Origin of the sequence: Rhizobium zaerense (genome assembly GCF_051810725.1) — a bacterium.
GTDB lineage: Bacteria > Pseudomonadota > Alphaproteobacteria > Rhizobiales > Rhizobiaceae > Rhizobium > Rhizobium leguminosarum_I.
This window is the reverse complement of record NZ_CM132690.1, coordinates 462,501-482,398: the sequence shown is the minus strand read 5'-3', so window position 1 is coordinate 482,398 and position 19,898 is coordinate 462,501. Positions and strand designations below refer to the sequence as shown.

At 61.3% G+C, this 19,898-nt stretch carries 22 protein-coding genes (1 of these 22 only partly in view); 9 read left to right on the top strand and 13 right to left on the bottom strand.

Features of this window, described 5'->3' with window-relative positions:
• The first annotated feature begins 17 nt into the window (after window positions 1-17).
• Window positions 18-461 (top strand): alternative ribosome rescue aminoacyl-tRNA hydrolase ArfB, encoded by a 444-nt coding sequence (gene arfB, locus ACS4RR_RS02425; RefSeq protein WP_170260874.1) that lies wholly within the window; start codon window positions 18-20, stop codon window positions 459-461.
• 1 nt (window position 462) lies between these two features.
• A complete protein-coding gene (locus tag ACS4RR_RS02420; protein ID WP_170260876.1) occupies window positions 463-1,074 on the top strand; it encodes an alpha-ketoglutarate-dependent dioxygenase AlkB in 612 nt (203 codons plus the stop codon).
• A gap of 13 nt (window positions 1,075-1,087) precedes the next feature.
• Here ACS4RR_RS02420 and coaA read toward each other — a convergent pair whose 3' ends face one another.
• The 9 genes from coaA to hisB form a co-directional block, all read right to left on the bottom strand.
• Window positions 1,088-2,083, bottom strand: coding sequence for a type I pantothenate kinase (gene coaA / locus ACS4RR_RS02415; RefSeq protein WP_003544165.1), 996 nt, complete (start codon window positions 2,081-2,083; stop codon window positions 1,088-1,090).
• Window positions 2,080-2,403: a phosphoribosyl-ATP diphosphatase gene (locus ACS4RR_RS02410; protein ID WP_017965974.1), complete on the bottom strand. Its 324-nt coding sequence runs from the start codon at window positions 2,401-2,403 to the stop codon at window positions 2,080-2,082. The genes coaA and ACS4RR_RS02410 overlap by 4 nt, the downstream gene beginning before the upstream one ends.
• 17 nt (window positions 2,404-2,420) lie before the next feature.
• Window positions 2,421-3,209, bottom strand: a complete 789-nt coding sequence (gene hisF, locus ACS4RR_RS02405) for an imidazole glycerol phosphate synthase subunit HisF (protein WP_017965973.1) — start codon at window positions 3,207-3,209, stop codon at window positions 2,421-2,423.
• A complete protein-coding gene (gene hisA, locus ACS4RR_RS02400; RefSeq protein ID WP_162114930.1) occupies window positions 3,210-3,956 on the bottom strand; it encodes a 1-(5-phosphoribosyl)-5-[(5-phosphoribosylamino)methylideneamino]imidazole-4-carboxamide isomerase in 747 nt (248 codons plus the stop codon). It abuts the gene before it with no gap.
• A gap of 6 nt (window positions 3,957-3,962) precedes the next feature.
• A complete protein-coding gene (locus tag ACS4RR_RS02395; protein ID WP_162114929.1) occupies window positions 3,963-4,520 on the bottom strand; it encodes a hypothetical protein in 558 nt (185 codons plus the stop codon).
• On the bottom strand, window positions 4,517-4,699 hold the full coding sequence (locus ACS4RR_RS02390) for a hypothetical protein (RefSeq protein WP_032985170.1): 183 nt from the start codon (window positions 4,697-4,699) through the stop codon (window positions 4,517-4,519). Before ACS4RR_RS02390 ends, ACS4RR_RS02395 begins: the two co-directional genes overlap by 4 nt.
• Window positions 4,700-4,938: 239 nt before the next feature.
• Window positions 4,939-5,589, bottom strand: coding sequence for an imidazole glycerol phosphate synthase subunit HisH (gene hisH, locus ACS4RR_RS02385; RefSeq protein WP_162114928.1), 651 nt, complete (start codon window positions 5,587-5,589; stop codon window positions 4,939-4,941).
• A gap of 2 nt (window positions 5,590-5,591) precedes the next feature.
• The gene (locus ACS4RR_RS02380; RefSeq protein ID WP_170279900.1) at window positions 5,592-6,077 is read right to left on the bottom strand and encodes a DUF2628 domain-containing protein; all 486 of its coding nucleotides are present in this window, start codon (window positions 6,075-6,077) and stop codon (window positions 5,592-5,594) included.
• Window positions 6,078-6,099: 22 nt separating this feature from the next.
• Complete coding sequence (gene hisB, locus ACS4RR_RS02375) at window positions 6,100-6,708, bottom strand: imidazoleglycerol-phosphate dehydratase HisB (protein ID WP_017965967.1); 609 nt, start codon at window positions 6,706-6,708, stop codon at window positions 6,100-6,102.
• Between the two features lie 156 nt (window positions 6,709-6,864).
• On the opposite strand from hisB, the gene hslV reads away from it, so the two are divergent.
• From hslV to ACS4RR_RS02345, 6 genes are all read left to right on the top strand, one after another.
• Window positions 6,865-7,392, top strand: a complete 528-nt coding sequence (gene hslV / locus ACS4RR_RS02370) for an ATP-dependent protease subunit HslV (RefSeq protein WP_017965966.1) — start codon at window positions 6,865-6,867, stop codon at window positions 7,390-7,392.
• Window positions 7,379-7,891, top strand: coding sequence for a GNAT family N-acetyltransferase (locus ACS4RR_RS02365; RefSeq protein WP_162114926.1), 513 nt, complete (start codon window positions 7,379-7,381; stop codon window positions 7,889-7,891). The genes hslV and ACS4RR_RS02365 overlap by 14 nt, the downstream gene beginning before the upstream one ends.
• Complete coding sequence (hslU, locus tag ACS4RR_RS02360; protein WP_011649875.1) at window positions 7,888-9,195, top strand: ATP-dependent protease ATPase subunit HslU; 1,308 nt, start codon at window positions 7,888-7,890, stop codon at window positions 9,193-9,195. Before ACS4RR_RS02365 ends, hslU begins: the two co-directional genes overlap by 4 nt.
• Window positions 9,196-9,384: 189 nt before the next feature.
• Window positions 9,385-10,332 carry a DUF1402 family protein gene (locus ACS4RR_RS02355; RefSeq protein WP_456189669.1) on the top strand — a complete coding sequence of 316 codons (948 nt, stop codon included), beginning with the start codon at window positions 9,385-9,387 and terminating at the stop codon, window positions 10,330-10,332.
• A gap of 48 nt (window positions 10,333-10,380) precedes the next feature.
• The gene (locus tag ACS4RR_RS02350) at window positions 10,381-11,793 is read left to right on the top strand and encodes a cytochrome P450 (protein ID WP_456189668.1); all 1,413 of its coding nucleotides are present in this window, start codon (window positions 10,381-10,383) and stop codon (window positions 11,791-11,793) included.
• A gap of 85 nt (window positions 11,794-11,878) precedes the next feature.
• Window positions 11,879-14,050, top strand: a complete 2,172-nt coding sequence (locus tag ACS4RR_RS02345) for a malate synthase G (RefSeq protein WP_456189667.1) — start codon at window positions 11,879-11,881, stop codon at window positions 14,048-14,050.
• Between the two features lie 77 nt (window positions 14,051-14,127).
• Here the strand turns inward: ACS4RR_RS02345 and ACS4RR_RS02340 are convergent, their stop codons facing one another.
• On the bottom strand, window positions 14,128-14,811 hold the full coding sequence (locus ACS4RR_RS02340) for a L,D-transpeptidase (RefSeq protein ID WP_017965961.1): 684 nt from the start codon (window positions 14,809-14,811) through the stop codon (window positions 14,128-14,130).
• A gap of 179 nt (window positions 14,812-14,990) precedes the next feature.
• On the opposite strand from ACS4RR_RS02340, the gene ACS4RR_RS02335 reads away from it, so the two are divergent.
• On the top strand, window positions 14,991-15,485 hold the full coding sequence (locus ACS4RR_RS02335; protein WP_456189666.1) for an MmcB family DNA repair protein: 495 nt from the start codon (window positions 14,991-14,993) through the stop codon (window positions 15,483-15,485).
• A gap of 16 nt (window positions 15,486-15,501) precedes the next feature.
• On the opposite strand, the gene ACS4RR_RS02330 is transcribed toward ACS4RR_RS02335, so the two are convergent.
• From ACS4RR_RS02330 to hrpB, 3 genes are all read right to left on the bottom strand, one after another.
• On the bottom strand, window positions 15,502-16,080 hold the full coding sequence (locus tag ACS4RR_RS02330; RefSeq protein ID WP_011649881.1) for an ActR/PrrA/RegA family redox response regulator transcription factor: 579 nt from the start codon (window positions 16,078-16,080) through the stop codon (window positions 15,502-15,504).
• Window positions 16,081-16,147: 67 nt separating this feature from the next.
• The gene (locus ACS4RR_RS02325; RefSeq protein WP_456189665.1) at window positions 16,148-17,476 is read right to left on the bottom strand and encodes an ActS/PrrB/RegB family redox-sensitive histidine kinase; all 1,329 of its coding nucleotides are present in this window, start codon (window positions 17,474-17,476) and stop codon (window positions 16,148-16,150) included.
• A 23-nt stretch (window positions 17,477-17,499) separates the two neighbouring features.
• Window positions 17,500-19,898: the 3' portion of an ATP-dependent helicase HrpB gene (gene hrpB, locus ACS4RR_RS02320; protein WP_456189664.1), read on the bottom strand. It continues 67 nt past the right edge of the window; the window shows 2,399 of its 2,466 coding nt (coding positions 68-2,466); the start codon falls outside the window, past its right edge — the gene reads right to left on this strand; the stop codon is at window positions 17,500-17,502.

Here is a 19,898-nt window from a genome sequence, read left to right as displayed (position 1 = left end):
GTGAGATAGAACGCCGCATGGCCAGCGACGCGCTCTATATCGATGACAGGATCACCATCGCGGGATGGGAGCTGACGGAACAGTTCATTCTGGCGGGCGGCCCCGGCGGGCAGAATGTCAACAAGGTCTCAACCGCCGTCCAACTGTTCTTTAACATCGCGAATTCGCCGTCCCTCAATGATCGTGTCAAAACCAACGCGATCAAGCTCGCCGGCCGGCGTTTGTCGAAGGACGGCGTGTTGATGATCGAGGCGAGTCGGTTTCGCAGCCAGGACCGCAACCGCGAGGATGCGCGCGAGCGGCTGAAGGAACTGATCCTGGAGGCCGCCAAGCCACCGCCGCCGCCGCGCAAGAAGACCAAGCCGACCAAGGGTTCGGTCGAACGCCGCCTGAAGGAAAAATCCGGTCGCTCCGAAGTCAAGAAAATGCGCGGCCGACCCGGCGGCGGCAGTGGTGAATGACATGGCCGAGCTCTTGACCGGCATTCGCCATCTCCCCGGTTATCTCGACCGCGCGCGTCAGGAGGCATTGGTCGAGATTATCCGCACTGTCGTCGCCGAAGCGCCGCTTTATGTGCCCGCCATGCCCGGCACCGGCAAGCCGATGTCCGTGCGCATGACCAATTGCGGGCCGCTCGGCTGGGTGACGGACAAAGAACGCGGCTATCGCTACCAGTCGACGCATCCGGCAACCGGCAGGCCCTGGCCTGATATGCCACAGCAATTGCTCGATATCTGGAATGACGTTTCGGGTTACGACAAGCCGCCGGAGGCCTGCCTCGTCAATTTCTACTCCGACGAAGCGCGCATGGGCCTGCATCAGGACAAGGACGAACCGGATCTCAAGGCCCCGGTGATCTCGATCTCGCTCGGCAATAGCTGCCTCTTTCGCATCGGCGGCCTCAGCCGCAATGATCGCACGCTATCTTTCAAGCTTTCGAGCGGTGATCTGGTCGTACTGGGCGGCGAGGGGAGGTTGTGTTTCCATGGCGTCGACCGCATCCATCCGGCGACTTCGACGCTGCTGAAGAATGGCGGCCGCATCAATCTGACGCTCCGCCGCGTCAATTCCTAAAACACAATCGCTGCTACAGTTTTCGCAGCGCGACCTGTTCGATCAGGTGATCCTTGCCCTTTTTCAGGATGAGATCGGCGCGTGGACGCGTCGGCAGAATGTTCTGCCGCAGGTTCTTCAGGTTGATGTTGGCCCAAAGATCCTCGGCGATTTCGAGCGCTTCCGCATCTGATATCGAGGCATAGCGATGGAAATAGGAATTCGGATCGCGGAAGGCGGTCTCGCGCAGCCGCATGAAGCGCGTGACATACCAGTTGTGGATCTCGTCTTCGGCGGCATCGATATAGATCGAAAAGTCGAAGAAGTCGGAGACCATCGGCACGATCTTGCCGCCGGCCGGCAGGTCGCGCGATTGCAGCACGTTGATGCCCTCGAAGATCAGGATGTCGGGCCGGTCGACGATCTTGTATTCGTCCGGCAGCACGTCGTAGACGAGGTGCGAATAGCTGGGCGCCTTCACATCCGGCCGCCCGGCCTTGATCGCCGAGAGAAAGCGCAGGATTGCACCCGTGTCGTAGCTTTCCGGAAAACCCTTGCGCTGCATCAGCTTTTCCCGCTGCAGCACGGCGTTCGGATGCAGGAAGCCGTCGGTGGTGACGAGATCGACCTTCGGACTGGAAGGCCAGCGCCCCAGCAACTCCTTGAGGATACGGGCGGTGGTCGATTTTCCCACAGCGACCGAGCCGGCGATGCCGATGACAAAGGGCGTCTTCGTCACATCAGACAGGCTGAGGAAGCGGTTGCGCTGTTCGAACAGCATCTGCGAGGATTCGACATGTGCCGAGAGCAGCCGAGACAGCGACAGATAGATGCGCCGGACCTCATCGAGATCAATCGGGTCGCCCATCGAACGCAGCCGTTTGACCTCGTCGCTCGTCAGCGTCAACGGCGTGTCGGCGCGGAATTTCGCCCATTGTTCGGAAGAGAAGAAGTGGTAGGGCGAATAGGATTCCGACTGGAAATGATCCAACGTTTCCGGCACCCCGATAATCTCAGTCGCGATACTCATGAAGTCTGCCGGCTGGCCTTTTCCTTGAGGCCGGACTGCGCGGTTCTGCGCTCGAGTTCGGCCATGACATTCTCTAGCGGTATTTCAGCAATCTTCAATACGACCAATAGGTGATAGAGCACATCGGCGGCCTCGTAGGTCAGATTGTCGCGGTCGCCGGTTACCGCCGCCATCACGGCTTCGATCGCCTCTTCGCCGAGTTTCTTTGCCGCTTTCGGCTGACCGGCGGCCACAAGCTTGGCTGTCCAGGATTGCTCCAGCGAGGCTTTCGATCGCTCTTCGACGATGCTTTCGAGATCGGAAAGGGAAAATCCGCTCATATGTCCGCTTTCAAGGTTCAGTCGAGACGCATGTCGATGCCGCACTTCGACATATAGTGCTTCGCCTCGCTGACGGAATAGGTGCCGAAGTGGAAGATCGACGCGGCGAGGACGGCATTGGCATGGCCCTCCTTCACCCCGGCAACGAGATCGTCGAGATCGCCGACGCCGCCGGAGGCGATCACCGGCACACGCACCGCATCGGCGATCGCTCGCGTCAGTTCCAGATCGTAACCCACCTTGGTGCCGTCACGGTCCATCGAGGTGACCAAGAGCTCGCCGGCGCCGCGCGCCACCATCTTTTGGGCGAATTCGATGGCATCGATGCCGGTCGCGTTGCGGCCGCCATGGGTATAGATTTCCCAGGCGCTGAGATTGTCGCCGCCGACCGCCTGGGTGCGCCTGCGCTTTGCATCGATCGACACGACGATGCACTGGTCGCCGAACTTGTCGGCCGCCTCGGCAACGAAGTCGGGATTGCTGACGGCTGCCGAATTGATCGAGACCTTGTCGGCGCCGCACAGCAGCAGTCTGCGGATATCGGCGATGGTACGCACCCCGCCGCCGACCGTCAGCGGCATGAAGCATTGGTCGGCCGTGCGCGACACGACATCGAAGATCGTCTCGCGATTGTCCGAGGAAGCGGTGATGTCGAGGAAGCAGAGTTCGTCGGCGCCTGCCGCATCATAGGCCTTCGCGGCTTCGACGGGATCGCCGGCATCGACGAGATTGAGGAAGTTGACGCCCTTGACGACACGGCCGTCCTTGACGTCGAGGCAGGGAATGACACGGGCCTTGAGGGTCATTTACGCGGTCTCCTTGGTCCGGGCCGCCTTGATCAGCGCCAGCGCTTCCTTGGGATCGATACGGCCGTCGTAAAGCGCACGGCCTGAAATCGCCCCTTCCAATTTCCACGCATCGGGCTGCAGCATGCGTCTAACATCGTCGAGAGAGGCAAGGCCACCCGAGGCGATGACGGGAATGGAGACGGCGTCGGCAAGTTCCAGCGTCGAGGTCCAATTGATCCCGGCAAGAATGCCGTCACGGTCGATATCGGTGTAGATGATCGCGGCGACGCCGGCGCCCTCGAATTTCCTGGCGAGTTCGATGATCCCGAGTTCGGAGGCTTCCGCCCAACCCTCGACGGCCACCTTGCCGCCCTTGGCATCGATACCGACGGCGACATGACCGGGAAATTTCCGGCAGGCCTCGATGACCAGCGCCGGATTTCTGACCGCGACGGTGCCGAGAATGACGCGCCGCAGCCCACGCGACAGCCAGGCCTCGATATGATCGAGCGTGCGAATGCCGCCGCCGAGCTGCACTGGATTGTCAGTCGCCTTCAAGATCGCTTCGACGGCATCGCCATTGGCCGAATGTCCCGCGAAGGCGCCGTCGAGATCGACCACATGCAGCCATTCGAAACCCTGGTCTTCGAAGGATCTCGCCTGGGCGGCCGGATCGGTGTTGTAGACCGTCGCCTGCTGCATGTCGCCGAGCTTCAGGCGGACGCATTGGCCGCCTTTCAGATCGATCGCGGGAAAAAGGATCATGTCGTCTTACGTCCGTAGAGTGGTCGGTACCATCAGCGCATTCCACGCATCTACGATATCCGAGCGGAAAAAGACAGCGGCAATGGCAGCCGCGCCGAAAAGCAGAAGCAGGAGCAGGGTGACGGCAAAGCCGGCACGAACCTGACGCCAGAAGCCCATGCGCCTCTTCATTGCTTTCTCGATGTTTCGCACCTGGCGCAACGCATCGCTGTTGACGGCGGACAGCCGGATCTGCGGCTCCATCGCCTCGACATAGGTTTCGGCGTAACTCGAAAGGATCTGCGAGGCGCGGTCGCGCAGCGTATTGCGCAGGTCGGTCGAGAGATAATTGCTGTTGACGGCGGCAAGTTCGGCATCATCGGGTGAACGGCCGGCATTTCGCTTGCGGTGGCTGAGAACGAAATCGCGCTTTTGCCGCTCGTAGAGTGCATAGGCGAGCAGACCGATCAGATCGTCCTCACCTTCGATATAAAATTCCAGCACGGCCTCGGCGATGTCGCCGGCGCTGACTCCGTTTTGCCGCCGGCTCGAACCGTCGTTTGCGGGGAAAGAATCATGGATCATCGGTCCAGCCTTTCTTTCAGCGTCTTGGCTGCGTTGGAAAGCGCTTTCCGATGAATGGCTTCGTCGACACGGCGGATGATCGTGCCACCGGGAAGCTTGATATCGGAAAAGGGAGGCAAGCCTTCCCTGGAGGGCCGCAATGTGTAGAACACCTTGCCTGATTTCCGTGACGCCGGCATCGAGCGCACTCCTGTTCCATCATTTCCTTACTCGAACAGGATGATTTTAGGCCGGTTCGGCCTTAAATTTGAATCCTGTTCTACATTATATAGTCAGAGCATGATGTCGTCCGAAAACCGCGCACACTTTTCGGCATCATGCTCTAGGAAAATAAGGCGGCTGTATTAAAAGCCAGCCCTTGAAGCAATTCCTGCAAAACTGCGCAGCGGTTTTGCATCCTGAATTGCCTGAGCAGGCTCTACGGGTTCCAGCGCAGGAAATTGGCGATCAGAGCCAGGCCGAGCTTCTGGCTCTTTTCCGGGTGAAACTGTGCTCCGACCATGTTGGCGCGTCCGACGAAAGCTGTCATCGGACCGCCATAATCGGCTGTCGCAATAACATCCTCGGCGTTTTCGGCGGCAAGATGGTAGGAATGCACGAAATAGGCGTGCAGCCCTTCCGACCCCGTCGGAATACCATCGAAAAGCGGATGTTCGCGCTTGAGGTCGAGCGTGTTCCAGCCGATCTGCGGGATCTTCAGCGCGGGATCATCCGGCGTCATCTCGACGACGTCACCGGGGATCCAGTTAAAGCCGTGCGTCACGGTCTTCTCGAGGCCGCGCGAGGACATGAGCTGCATGCCGACGCAAATGCCGAGGAACGGTCGTGCCTTCTTCTCGACCGCCTCGATCAGCACCTCGGCCATCCCAGGCACGGCATCGAGGCCGCGCCGGCAATCGGCATAGGCACCGACACCGGGGAGCACGATACGATCGGCCGCGGCAACATCCTCCGCCCTGTCGGTGAGATCGATATTGGCATCGATGCCAGCTTCGCGGGCGGCACGCTCGAAAGCCTTGGTCGCCGAGCGCAGGTTACCGGAGCCATAGTCGATAATCGCGACGCGCATCGTCAGCGTCCCCCATCAAAACCAAAGAGACCAAGCGACGTTGCATGGCCGTGAGGGCTGTTCGGACGGCCCCTGTTCTGCCAGTCCGGTGCCGCTGCGTCGTCGCTACCCGCGATGACAGCCCTGTCCGAGAAATAGATCTGCTCAGCAATGCCGATCGTATCGGCTGCAATGAGTTCGTCTTCATTCCAACCCTTGGCGGTAAGGTTGCGGACTCGGAAATTCTGGCCCTCGAGACCGACCAGAATATTCACGCCCAACAGGATTGCCGCTCCCGCCGCCCCGAGGCCCGGTTCGTCCATCAGCGCGCCACCGATCCCCTGCAGCAGAAAGGCGACGGCCGCATGCAGCCAAAGCCGATGCGCCAGCAGCCAAGCCCATGGAAACAGGAAGCCGAACAGCGTGAAGCCGTCGCGGATGGTTCGAGTCTCATCGACCGTGGCGCTCGTGCTGCCGGGCGGTGTCAGGAAGATATAGCTGGATGTCATTGTCGCCGCTCCCTTGAAGGGCTCAGACGAGCGTGCCCTTGGTCGAGGGAACACGGCCTGCCTGTCTCGGATCGATCTCTGTTGCCGTGCGCAACGCGCGGGCAACGGCCTTGAAGCATGTCTCGGCAATATGGTGATTGTTGGCGCCATAATGGTTGAGAATATGCAAGGTGATGCCGGCATTCTGGGCGAGCGCATGGAAGAATTCGCGAACGAGCTCGGTGTCGAAAGTGCCGATCTTCGGAGCGCTGAAGCCGACATTCCAGACGAGGAACGGACGGCCGGAAAGATCGACAGCAGCCTTGGTCATCGTCTCATCCATGGCGAGATCGATCGACGCATAGCGGGTGATGCCGCGCCGGTCGCCGAGCGCCTTGGAGATCGCCTGGCCGATGGCGATGCCGGTATCTTCAACCGTATGATGGTCGTCGATATGCAGGTCGCCCTTGGCATCGATCTCCATGTCGATGAGGGAATGTCGGGAAAGCTGGTCGAGCATATGGTCGAAGAAGCCGACACCCGTTGAAATCGTCGATTTGCCGGTGCCGTCGAGGTTGACGGAAACGGAAATCGAGGTTTCGTTGGTCTTGCGGGAAACGCTGCCCGTGCGGCTTGCTGCGGTCTCGGCCATATGGCCCTCCATCGGGAATAAGGCCGTTCCTTATCAGGCGCATCGGGAAATATCCAGAAGCCGGGCAAGAGAAAAGCCGGCCCATTTGCAATCGGCGCCAGTCCACTTACATAGGGCTCAACAGGGTCGGCATGCGGCCCGGCAGACAGGTGTTTTATGACAACAATCATTACAGTTCGAAAAGGCGGCAAGGTGGTGATGGCGGGCGACGGCCAGGTGAGCCTCGGCCAGACCGTCATGAAGAGCAATGCCCGCAAGGTGCGCCGTATCGGCAAGGGCGAAGTCGTCGCCGGTTTCGCCGGCGCCACTGCCGATGCCTTTACTCTGCTCGAAAGGCTTGAGAAGAAGCTGGAGCAATATCCCGGTCAATTGATGCGTGCCGCCGTCGAGCTCGCCAAGGACTGGCGCACCGACAAATACCTGCGCAATCTCGAAGCCATGATGCTCGTCGCCGATAAGTCGATCACGCTGGCGATCACCGGCAATGGCGACGTTCTGGAGCCGGAGCATGGCACGACGGCCATCGGTTCCGGCGGCAATTTTGCCCTCGCGGCCGCCCTCGCACTCATGGATACCGACAAATCGGCCGAAGAGATTGCCCGCCGTGCTCTCGATATCGCCGCCGACATTTGCGTCTACACGAACCACAATGTCGTGGTGGAATCGCTGGATGCCGAAGGCTGAACCTTATGCCTTCCGGCCGCTTGCCGCGACTGATCTGCCGCTCCTCGCCAAATGGCTGGAAAGCCGGCATGTCAGGCGCTGGTGGGGCGATCCGGCCAGGGCGCTGGCTTCGATGGAAAAGCATATCGATGCGGCTTCCGTCTCGTGCTTCATCGTCACGCTGAATGGAAAGGACTTCGCTTTTATCCAGGCCGCCGATCTCGACGACGAGGACGATGAAGCGCTCGCCGGTCAGCCGAAGGGCACCTACGGCATCGACCAGTTCATCGGCATCGAGGAATTCGCGGGCAAGGGTCACGGACCGGCCTTTATGATAGTGTTCTGCGATATGCTCTTTGCAAAGGGCGCGCAGCGCATCCTCGTCGATCCGCATCCTGACAATGCATTCGCAATCAGAGCCTATACCAAGGCGGGCTTTCAAGGACTTGGCGAAACAACGACGAATTACGGCCGGGCGCTGTTGATGGCCCTGGACCGCCAGGAGAATGATACGCAATGACCACTTTTTCCCCCCGCGAGATCGTTTCCGAGCTCGATCGCTATATCATCGGCCAGCATGACGCCAAGCGCGCCGTTGCGATTGCGCTGCGCAATCGCTGGCGCCGCCAGCAGCTGGACCCCAGCCTGCGCGACGAAGTCATGCCGAAGAACATCCTGATGATCGGCCCGACCGGTGTCGGCAAGACCGAGATCTCTCGCCGCTTGGCAAAACTCGCCGGCGCACCCTTCATCAAGGTGGAAGCCACCAAATTCACAGAAGTCGGCTATGTCGGCCGCGACGTCGAGCAGATCATCCGCGATCTGGTCGAGGTCGGCATCGGCCTGGTTCGCGAGAAGAAGCGGGCCGAAGTGCAGGCCAAGGCGCATGTGAGCGCCGAGGAGCGTGTTCTCGATGCGCTGGTCGGCACGACCGCATCGCCCGCCACGCGTGAAAACTTCCGGAAGAAGCTCCGGGACGGCGAACTTGACGACAAGGAAATCGATATCGAGGTAGCCGATGCCGGTTCCGGCATGGGCGGCTTCGAAATTCCCGGCATGCCGGGCGCCAATATCGGCGTGCTGAACCTGTCGGAAATGTTCGGCAAGGCGATGGGCGGCCGCACCAAGAAGGTCCGCACCACCGTCAAGGCCTCGTATAGTGACCTGATCCGCGACGAATCCGACAAGCTGATCGACAACGAAGTGATCCAGCGCGAGGCCGTTCGCTCCACCGAGAACGACGGTATCGTCTTCCTCGACGAAATCGACAAGATCGCCGCCCGCGACGGCGGCATGGGCGCCGGCGTTTCGCGCGAAGGCGTCCAGCGCGACCTGTTGCCGCTCGTCGAAGGCACGACGGTTTCGACCAAGTACGGTCCTGTCAAGACGGACCATATCCTGTTCATCGCTTCCGGCGCCTTTCATGTCTCCAAGCCCTCGGATCTTCTGCCGGAACTGCAGGGCCGCCTGCCGATCCGCGTCGAATTGCGTCCGCTGAACAAGGATGATTTCCGCCGGATCCTGACCGAGACGGAAGCAAGTCTCATCCGCCAATACCGCGCGCTGATGGAAACCGAAAGCCTGAGCCTGGAATTCACCGATGACGCGATCGACGCACTTGCCGATGTCGCCGTACATCTGAACTCCTCGGTCGAAAATATCGGCGCACGCCGTCTGCAGACGGTGATGGAGCGGGTGCTGGACGATATTTCCTACAACGCGCCGGATCGGGGCGGGACGGCCGTGACGATCGACGCGGCCTATGTGCGCGAACATGTCGGCGATCTCGCACAGAATACCGATCTCTCGCGCTTCATTCTGTGATATCGGCGCATCGCTTCATGCCTTTCCCGGCATGAATGACGGATTGTGACGAACGCGACTCTCGACAGCGGGCCTTTTACTTTCTAGTGAAGGCCCGTTTTGTTTTCCGCTCCGGCTTTATTCGGCCAAGATTCTGGTCCAGGCAGCCGCATCGCAAACAAGACGATGGAACGGACGGGATAACGGATCGTGCGACGCCTTTTGACAAGCCTTATGATTGCCGTTGCCCTGGTGAATTCGGCGCCTGCCTTCGCAATGCAAACGGTGCCGGCTGGAAATCGTCACGCCGAGCAGCCCGATATTCCGGGCGCTTCCATCAGGCGCACCAAGGGTACCAAGAGCAGCTTCGATCTGAAATACGAAAAAGTTCATGAGCTTCTGGCGACCGACCGCGAGCTGATGAGCAAGATCCGCAAGGTCTCCAGCGCTTACGGCATCAATCCCATCCATGTCGTCGGCGCGATCGTCGGCGAACACACCTATAATGTCGACGCCTACGACCGGTTGCAGGCCTACTATGTCAAAGCCGCCTCCTATGCCGGAGAAAGCTTCCGCTTCGCTTATGATGGCGAAAGCGTCGACGAATTCGTGGCGCGGCCGCAATTTTCCGAATGCAAGGGCAAGAGCGATTCCTACACGCTTTGGTCCTGCCGCGAAGATGTCTGGGAAAGCGATTTCCGCGGCAAGACGGTTGATGGCACAAGCTTCCCCAACAACCGTTTCAGCGCGGTCTTCTTCCAGCCCTTCTATGCCGGTCAGACCTTCGGCCTCGGCCAGGTCAATCCGCTGACGGCGCTGATGCTCTCCGATCTCGTGACCCGCGTGTCCGGTTATCCAAAGCTGAACGAAAAGAATGCCGGCGGCGTCTACAAGGCCATCATGGATCCCGATATCTCGCTCGCCTTCGTCGCGGCCTCGATCCGCAGGTCGATCGACGATTACAAGGAGATCGCCGGCATGGATATCTCAGGCAATCCCGGCCTGACGGCGACGCTTTATAATGTCGGCAATTCGCGCCAGCGCGCCGCAGCCCTTGCTGCGAAGAACCACGGCGGCGGCGCGACCGTCTGGCCCGAGGAGAATTATTACGGCTGGCTGATCAACGACAAGCTGGACGAACTCAAGGGCCTGCTCTAGCTTCAAGCTTGCCGGGAAGGCCTAGATCTTCCCTGAAAGGCTTTGACGATGGACATGCGTCCGGACCCCTTCGTTCCGCCGGCACCGCTGCCGCGCACCGTGCCGCCGAGCCGGCTGGAAATCATCCGCATCATCCTGCGCAATCCGCTCGAACTCTGGGGCGAACCGTCCTACACGCTGCCCTGGATCAAGACGAGTTTCTTCGGCCAACACACGCTAATCGTCAACGATCCTGGGCTGATCAAGCACGTGCTGGTCGACAACGCCGGCAACTACCGCATGTCCGACATTCGCCAGCTGGTGCTGCGGCCGATCCTGCGTGACGGTCTGCTGACGGCGGAGGGCCAGGTCTGGAAACGGTCGCGAAAAGCGGTCGCCCCGGTCTTCACGCCGCGCCACGCGAAAGGTTTTGCCGGCCAGATGCTGCGGCAATCGGAGGACTATGTTCGCAAATACCAAGACGTCCATGCGGCTGGCCAAGTTTTCGATATCGCCACCGACATGACCGATCTGACCTTTGCGATTCTTGCCGAAACACTCTTCTCCGGCGAAATCGTCTCCTCGAGCGGCCATTTCGCCGACGACGTCAACCAACTTCTCCACCGCATGGGCCGCGTTGACCCGATGGACCTGCTGCGCGCGCCTTCCTGGGTTCCACGTGTGACACGCATCGGCGGTCAGAAGGTGCTGGAGAAATTCAGAGCGATCGTCCGCGATACCATGGATATGCGGCTTGCGAAGATGAGGGCCGATCGAGCCGCAGCACCGGAAGATTTTCTGACGCTGCTTTTGGAGCAGGCCGGTCCCGACGGCCTGACCAAGGAGGAGATTGAGGACAATATTCTGACCTTCATCGGCGCCGGGCATGAAACGACCGCGCGTGCGCTTGCCTGGACGCTCTATTGCGTCGCCAACAGTCCGCATATCCGCGAAGCGATGGAGACGGAGATCGACGCTGTTCAGGGAACCGGCGCCGAGCCTGTGGAATGGCTGGATCTGCTGCCGGTCACGCGGGCGGCGTTTGAGGAAGCGCTGAGACTCTACCCGCCCGCGCCCTCGATCAATCGCGCCGCGATCGCCGATGATGTCTGGACGAATGCCAAGGGCGAGAAGATCGAGATACCGGCCGATATCACCGTGCTCATCATGCCCTGGACACTGCATCGCCATGAACTCTATTGGGAAAAACCGCGCGCCTATATGCCGGAACGCTTCCTGCCCGAAAATCGCGGCAGCATCGGCCGCTTCCAGTTTCTGCCGTTCGGTGCTGGCCCGCGTGTCTGCATCGGCGCAACCTTCGCGCTGCAGGAGGCGGTGATTGCGCTTGCAGTCATGATGCATCGCTTCCGCTTCGATCAGACGGAATCGACCAATCCCTGGCCGGTGCAGAAACTGACGACGCAGCCGCAGAACGGGCTGCCGATGCGCGTGACGCCGCGCATAATTTCCACGAGGGCATAAATCTTTCGAATTATTGCAGAATTGACTGTGAATGAAAGCCGGGCAAAGTGGCAGCATTCAAAGTCGTTGCCAGGGAGAATGCCGCATGAGTCGCGTTGATAAGAACGGTCTTGCCATCGAAACCGTCCTTCATGATTTCCTCGTCGAGGAGGTGCTGCCGGGTCTGGCGGTCGATGCGGACAGGTTCTTTGCCGATTTTTCGGCTGTAGTCCACGATCTCGCCCCTAAGAATCGTGCGTTGCTGGCAAAACGCGACGAGCTGCAGGTAAAGATCGACAACTGGTATCGTCGGCATGGCGCCCCGGTGGATATGGATGACTACCAGTCCTTTCTCCGCGAAATCGGTTATCTCCTGCCTGAGGGATCCGACTTCCAGGTTTCGACCGACAATGTCGACCCGGAGATCGCCTCAATCGCCGGCCCGCAGCTCGTCGTTCCCGTCATGAACGCCCGTTACGCCTTGAACGCCGCCAATGCTCGCTGGGGCTCGCTCTATGATGCGCTCTACGGTACGGACGCGATTCCCGAGAGCGACGGCGCCGAGAAAGGTAAGGGCTACAATCCGAAGCGCGGCGAGAAGGTCATCGCCTGGGTCCGCGATTTCCTCGATACATCGGCGCCGCTGCAGGACTGCCGTTGGAAGGACGTCGGAAGCTTTGCCGTCAAGGATGGAGCGCTGGTCGTCAGATCGATCGATGGCGAGCAGGCCATGCTGACGGACGGCAGCCATTTTGCCGGCTACCGCGGAGATCCGACCGCTCCAACGCATATTCTCCTGAAGAACAACGGCATTCACATCGAAATCGTCATCGATGCAGCGACCGCGATCGGGAAAGCCGATCCGGCTCATATTTCCGATGTCTGGCTGGAATCGGCAATCACGACAATCATGGACTGCGAGGATTCGATTGCCGCTGTCGATGCCGAAGACAAGGTCGTCGTATATCGCAACTGGCTCGGCCTGATGAAGGGCGACCTGCAGGAAGAGGTGGCAAAGGGCGGAGCGAGCTTCATCCGCAGGCTCAATCCGGATCTGCAATATTCCGGTCCGGACGGCACCTCCTTCGAGGTGCATCGCCGCTCGCTGATGCTGGTGCGCAATGTCGGCCACCTCATGACCAATCCGGCGATCCTCGACCGCGACGGCAACGACGTGCCTGAAGGCATCATGGATGCCGTGATCACCGGCTTGATCGCGCTTTACGATATTGGCCCATCCGGGCGGCGGAAGAATTCCCGCACCGGCTCCATGTATGTGGTCAAGCCGAAGATGCATGGCCCCGACGAAGTCGCCTTCGCCGTCGAAATCTTCTCGCGGGTCGAAGATGCGCTTGGCCTGCCGCGCAATGCCATCAAGATGGGCATCATGGATGAGGAGCGCCGCACGACTGTCAACCTCAAGGAATGTATCCGCGCTGCCCGCGAGCGCGTCGTCTTCATCAATACCGGCTTCCTTGATCGCACCGGCGACGAGATCCACACCTCGATGGAAGCCGGCCCGATGATCTGCAAGGGCGACATGCGCCAGGCGGCGTGGATTTCCGCCTATGAGAACTGGAATGTCGACATCGGCCTCGAATGCGGCCTTTCCGGCCACGCCCAGATCGGCAAGGGCATGTGGGCGATGCCGGATCTGATGGCGGCGATGCTCGAACAGAAGATCGCCCACCCGAAGGCCGGCGCCAACACCGCCTGGGTGCCGTCGCCGACGGCGGCAATCCTGCACGCCACCCATTACCACCGGGTCAATGTCGCCCGCGTCCAGCAGGGACTGAAGGACCGCGCCCGCGCCAAGCTGTCCGACATTCTCTCCGTGCCGGTTGCGGTGCGGCCGAACTGGACGCCGGAGGAAATCCAGCGCGAACTCGACAACAATGCCCAAGGCATTCTTGGTTATGTCGTGCGCTGGGTCGATCAGGGCGTCGGTTGCTCGAAGGTGCCCGACATCAACAATGTCGGGCTGATGGAAGATCGCGCGACGCTGCGCATTTCGGCCCAGCATATGGCGAACTGGCTGCACCACAACGTTGTCACCGAAGCTCAGATTGTCGAGACGATGAAGCGCATGGCCGCCGTCGTCGATCGGCAGAATGCGTCGGATCCCGCCTATCAGCCGATGGCCGGCAATTTCGATGATTCGATCGCCTTCCAGGCTGCCCTCGATCTCGTCTTGAAGGGTAGGGAACAGCCGAACGGCTACACCGAGCCGGTGCTTCACCGCCGTCGCCTCGAACTCAAGGCGAAACAGGCCGCGTGACGGCTTGACGGAGAAGGCGAAAAGGCCGTCGGAACAACAGTCCGGCGGCCTTTTTTATACCGAATTCGATAATTAGCTTACTGAATGACGACGACCTTGGACGTGCCCTTGCCGGGACGGACGCGGCTGTAGAGATCGATGACATCCTGGTTCATCAGGCGAATGCAGCCCGAGGAAGCGGCGGTGCCGATCGAGGCCCACTCCGGCGTGCCGTGCAGGCGGAAGAGCGTGTCCTTGCCGTCCTCGTTGAAGAGATACATGGCGCGTGCGCCGAGAGGATTGGTGAGGCCCGGACCCATGCCGTCTTCGACGTACTTGGCGAGATCGGGCCGGCGGACGGCCATTTCCTTTGGCGGGTGCCAGTTCGGCCATTCCTGCTTCCAGGCGACGTAGGCGGTGCCGGCCCATGCGAAGCCCTGCTTGCCGACGCCGATGCCGTAGCGCATCGCCTTGCCGTTGGCCAGGATGTAATAGAGGAAGCGCTCGCGCGTGTTGACGATGATCGTACCGGGGCGCTCGGTGGTCTGGTAGCTGACGACCTGGCGGCGGAACTGCGGCTTGACCCTGTCGATCGGGATCGCCGGCAGGGAGTACCCGGCATCCTTCGTCACGCCGTAGGCGTCGTTGAAGATCTGTGCTGTCTGTACCGTCGGGCCTGCGCCCTTGTCGTCGGCGGATGCGCTGTCTGATGTCGTGGAGCAACCGGCCAGGGCGAGCGTCGCCAGCAGGCCAAATACAGGGAATGCATTGCAGATGCGCATGGAGGACTCTTGAAGTTTTGGGGCAAGGAGAATGGTCTTTCGACCATCGTTGATTATGGTTTATTTTCGATTAACTTGCGCTTTGCAAGGCTGCTGCAGCGCGACAAATCCGTCTGCCGCGCAAATTAGAAGCGCATGGTTTTTTTGCAACAACGCGCCAGCCCCTCTGATGGTTATCCATGACGATTTTGAGCGTTTACAATAACAATCCGTTAATCGATGGCCGGCAATCGGACAGGGCCATGATGGTGCGGCGCGGAACGCAGATATTGCTGCATGAAATGCGTCACGCCGTGCTGCCCGAACTGTCGCTGGCCAGCGGCCGCCGCGCCGATCTGATCACGCTTTCGGAAAAGGGCGAGGTCTGGATCATCGAAATCAAGACGTCGATCGAGGATTTCAGGGTGGATCGCAAATGGCCGGAATACAGGCTGCATTGCGACCGCCTGTTCTTTGCGACTCACCAGGATGTGCCGCTGGAGATCTTTCCCGAGGAATGCGGGCTGTTCCTGTCGGATGGTTATGGCGCGCATATGATTCGCGAGGCGCCGGAGCACCGCATGGCGCCCGCAACGCGCAAGTCGGTCACGCTTAATTTCTCGCGCGCCGCCGCACAAAGGCTGCTGATGGCCGAATGGGCGAACGGAAAACCGTTCAACGTGGATGATGTCTGATGCCGCGCTATGCTGTCTATTTCGGCGCGCGTTTGGCAAGGATACGCTGCAGCGTCCGCCGATGCATGTTGAGCCGGCGCGCCGTTTCGGAAACATTGCGCTCGCACATTTCATAGACCCGCTGGATATGCTCCCAGCGGACCCGGTCGGCCGACATCGGATTTTCGGGAAGCTCGGCCTTTTCGCCCGGCCGCTGCGTCAGCGCTGAAAACACGTCGTCGGCATCCGCAGGCTTTGCGAGGTAGTCGACAGCGCCGAGCTTCACGGCCGTCACCGCCGTTGCGATATTGCCATAGCCGGTCAGCACGATGATCCTGGTGTCGTCGCGTCGCTGGCGGATCGCCTCGATGACGTCGAGCCCGTTGCCGTCGCCGAGCCGAAGATCGACCACCGCATATTTCGGCGGCCGGCCTCTCGACTTCGCAACGCCTTCCGCCACTGATTCGGCCGTCTCCACCTGGAAGCCGCGCGTCTCCATCGCCCGGGCCAGGCGGCGCAGGAACGGTCCGTCGTCGTCGACGATCAGCAGGCTGGCGTCGGGACCGATATGATCCTCGTCCGACGCGGCGAAATTGTCATGATTCTGTTCTGTCATCGTCTCGGTCCCGGCGGTTGAGCGCCCGATCTGCGTTAACCGCTATATCCTGTTTATGCCGACAAAGTCATTTTGTCGAATTTGCGTCGATCAGCATGCGCGGCCATTCGATTCGGATGCGCGCGCCCGCACTTTCCGGATCGCGGTTCTCGAAAACCAGCGACGCCCCCGAGCGCTCCAGCAGCGTCTTGGCGATGAAAAGCCCGAGCCCGAGGCCACCGGCCGTATCCTCCTTCTGCCGCTTGGTCACATAGGGCTCGCCGATCCGCGTCAGAATATCAGGCGCATAACCGTTGCCGTCGTCTTCGATGACGATCAGCACTTTGTCGTGATCGTGCTCGACGGTGACGGTCACTTTCTCCCGCGCGTAATCGACGGCGTTTTCGATCAGGTTGCCGAGCCCGTACATGATGCCGGCATTGCGGTCGATGACCGGCTCACCCTTGCGCGGGCTCTTTTCGATGAGCTCGAGAGCGATACCGAATTCCCGGTGCGGGGCGACGATCTCCTCGATCATCGAGGAAAGCGGCAGCCGGCGCATATGCGCCTCGCCTTCGGAGGAAAGCGTCGTCAGCCGCCGCAGGATGTCGCGGCAGCGTTCGCTCTGGCTGCGCAGCAGCATCACGTCCTCGCGGAAACGATCGTCGTCCTCGAGTTCCCGCTCCATTTCCTTGGCGACGACGCTGATCGTCGCAAGCGGCGTGCCGAGTTCATGGGCGGCCGCAGCCGCCAGCCCATCGAGTTGGGAGAGGTGCTTTTCCCGCTGCAGCACCAGTTCGGTCGCCGCCAGCGCATCGGCAAGCTGGCTCGCTTCCATCGAAACCCGATAGGCATAGAAGGCGGCAAACGCCATCGTCGAGGCGATCGAGCACCAGACACCGAACTGCATAACGTTGTGCACATTGATCTCGACCCCGTCGAACCAGGGCAGCGGGAAGGGCGAAAAGGCAAGCACCGTGATGCAGACCATCGCAAAGCCGATCAGCGCGGTGCTGTAGCGGATCGGCTGCGAGGCAAAGGATATGATGACGGGAACGCAGACGAGCGCCGCGAAAGGATTGGCAAGGCCGCCGGTGATGAAGAGCAGCGCGCAGAGCTGCAAAAGGTCGAAGCCGAGCAGGGCAAAGGCGGCTGGCGGTTCCAGCCGATGCGTCGGTGGATAGCGGATCGTCAGGTAAAAATTCACCCAGGCCAGGGCGGCGATCAGCGAAGAGCTGGCAATCAGCGGCAGGGGAAATTTCAGCCAGAAGGCAACGATGAAAACCGTCAGCGCCTGTCCGCCGACCGCAAGCCAGCGCAGCCGCACCAGCGTCTGCAGGCGCAGCCTGCGGCTGTTGTGCCGGTCCTCCAACGTATAGCCTTCCGTCTTGTCGATCATGCCAGGCTTGTCGATCATGCCTAGGGCTCCTTGAATGGCCCTCATGTACCACGCGGTTTTGCCCGTGTCGTCGGCAACGCATCCTCCGGCCGCTCCGGCCAGGGATGCCGGGGATAGCGGCCGCGCATATCGGCACGCACATCCTTCCACGAGCCGGCCCAGAAGCCCGGCAGGTCGCGTGTCGTCTGGATCGGCCGGTGCGCCGGCGAGGTCAGCTCGAGCAGCAGTGGCAGCCGGCCACCGGCAATGGCTGGATGCTGCTTCAGTCCGAACAGCTCCTGCACGCGGATTGTCAGCACCGGCTCCTCGCCCTCATACTGGATCGGATGCCTTTGGCCGGTCGGCGCTTCGAAATGGGTTGGCGCAAGCCGGCTAAGGTCGCGCTGCAATTCGTGCGGCACCAGCGATATCAGCCCGTTCGAAAGCCCGGCTGCCGAAATCTCGGAAAGGCCGCGGGCCTCGGTCTGAAAGGGGCCGAACCACTCGTCCAGCCGGGAAAGCAGGGCGCCGTCGCTAACATCAGGCCAGGGTTCGCCGATCATCCGGTGAAGGAATCCGATCCGCTCGCGCAGCTGCACGGCCTCCTTCGAGAAGGCAAGCTGATCGAGCCCCAGCTCGCGCACCCCCTCCACCAGCGCCTGGGTGACTGCTGGCCCGGAAGGTCGCGGCAGGGGCGTCTCGTCGAAGACGATTGCACCCAACCGGGTCGCCCGCCGCGCCCTGACTTGCCGGCTCTGCCGGTCGAAGAATATCTGATCGCCGGTTTTGATCTCGCCGGGAAGCTCGGCTTCAACGTCGCCACGCGTCACCTCGGCTGCCGCCAGAACCCGCGCCTGCGCCGCCCGTCCGGTCAGGTCGGCAATCACCAGCATTTGGCTGCCGGCCAGCCTCTCGGTTTCCGGCAGCTCCGCTCCCCGCCCGTTCGCCATCACGAATCGGCCGCGCCCGCCGCGCTGAAGTGCGATTCGATCCGGAAATGCGTGCAACAGAAGCTGGCCGGCAAGCGCCGGCGCCGTTGAGTAAACCCTGTCGAGGCCGCTTGCCAGCCGTCCCGCCAGCCGCCGCGAGGCCTCCGCTCTTTCGCCCCGCCCGGCCTTGAAGCGTCGCAGCCGCTCCTCGATATCGATGCTCGTTCCGCCAAGCCCCTGTTCGGTGAGAAGCACGGCGATGATCGCCGCATCCCGGGCGTGTCCCGCTTCTCCCGCCGAGACGACCATGGCGGCAAGCCGCGGCGGCAAAGCCAGGTCGCGCATCACCTTGCCGCGCGCGGTCAGCGCCCCGTCCTTGTCGAGAGCGCCGAGCTGGCCGAGCAGCACCCGCGCTTCCCTCAGCGTCGTTTCCGGCGGCTGATCGACGAAGGCAAGCGATGCCGGATCTTGAACGCCCCAATGTGCGAGGTCGAGCACCAACCCCGAGAGATCGCTGGAAAGGATCTGCGGTGGTGTGAAGGCCGGCAGTGCCGCCGTCTGTCCCTGGTGCCATAGCCTTATGGCGATACCCGGCTCCGTTCGTCCGGCACGGCCGGCCCGCTGATCGGCCGAAGCCCGCGACACGCGCACCGTCTCCAGCCGTGTGATTCCAGTCGAGGCCTCGAACACCGGCAGACGCTGAAGCCCGCTGTCGATCACGATCCTGACGCCGTCGATGGTAATCGACGTTTCGGCGATCGACGTCGCAAGCACAATTTTTCGCGTCCCTGGGGATGCCGGCCGGATCGCCGCATCCTGCTCCTTCTGGCTGAGATTGCCGTAGAGCGGCGCAATCAGCGTCTCGGCTCCGAATCGTCCCTGCAGACGTTCCATAGTCCGCGTGATTTCTGCCTGGCCGGGCAGGAAAGCGAGGATCGAGCCCGCCTCATTGGCATGGGCATCGAGTATCGCCCGCGTGACAACGTCCTCGATGCGTTCGCCGCCCGGCCGGTCCTGGTAACGGATATCGATCGGAAAGCTGCGCCCCAGGCTTTCGATCACCGGTGGGTGGTCGAGCAGGGCGGCCACGCGTTCGACGTCGAGGGTCGCCGACATGACCAGGATACGCAGATCCTCGCGCAGCGCCGACTGGACGTCGAGCGCCAGAGCGAGTCCGAAGTCTGCGTCCAGCGAACGCTCATGGAATTCGTCGAAGATCACCGTCGAGACACCGGCCAGTTCCGGATCGTCGAGGATCATCCGGGCAAAAACCCCTTCGGTCACCACCTCGATCCGTGTCGCTGCCGATATCCTGCTGTCGAGGCGCATGCGGTAGCCGACCGTCCCGCCGACCTGTTCGCCGATCAGCGATGCCATCCGGCCTGCCGCCGCCCGCGCCGCCAGCCGCCGCGGCTCCAGCAGGATGATCTTGCCGTCGCCGCGCCAGCCCTGGCCGAGCAGGTAAAGCGACACAAGCGTCGTCTTGCCGGCGCCGGGCGGTGCCGAAAGGACGGCGCGCCGCTGCTCGGCCA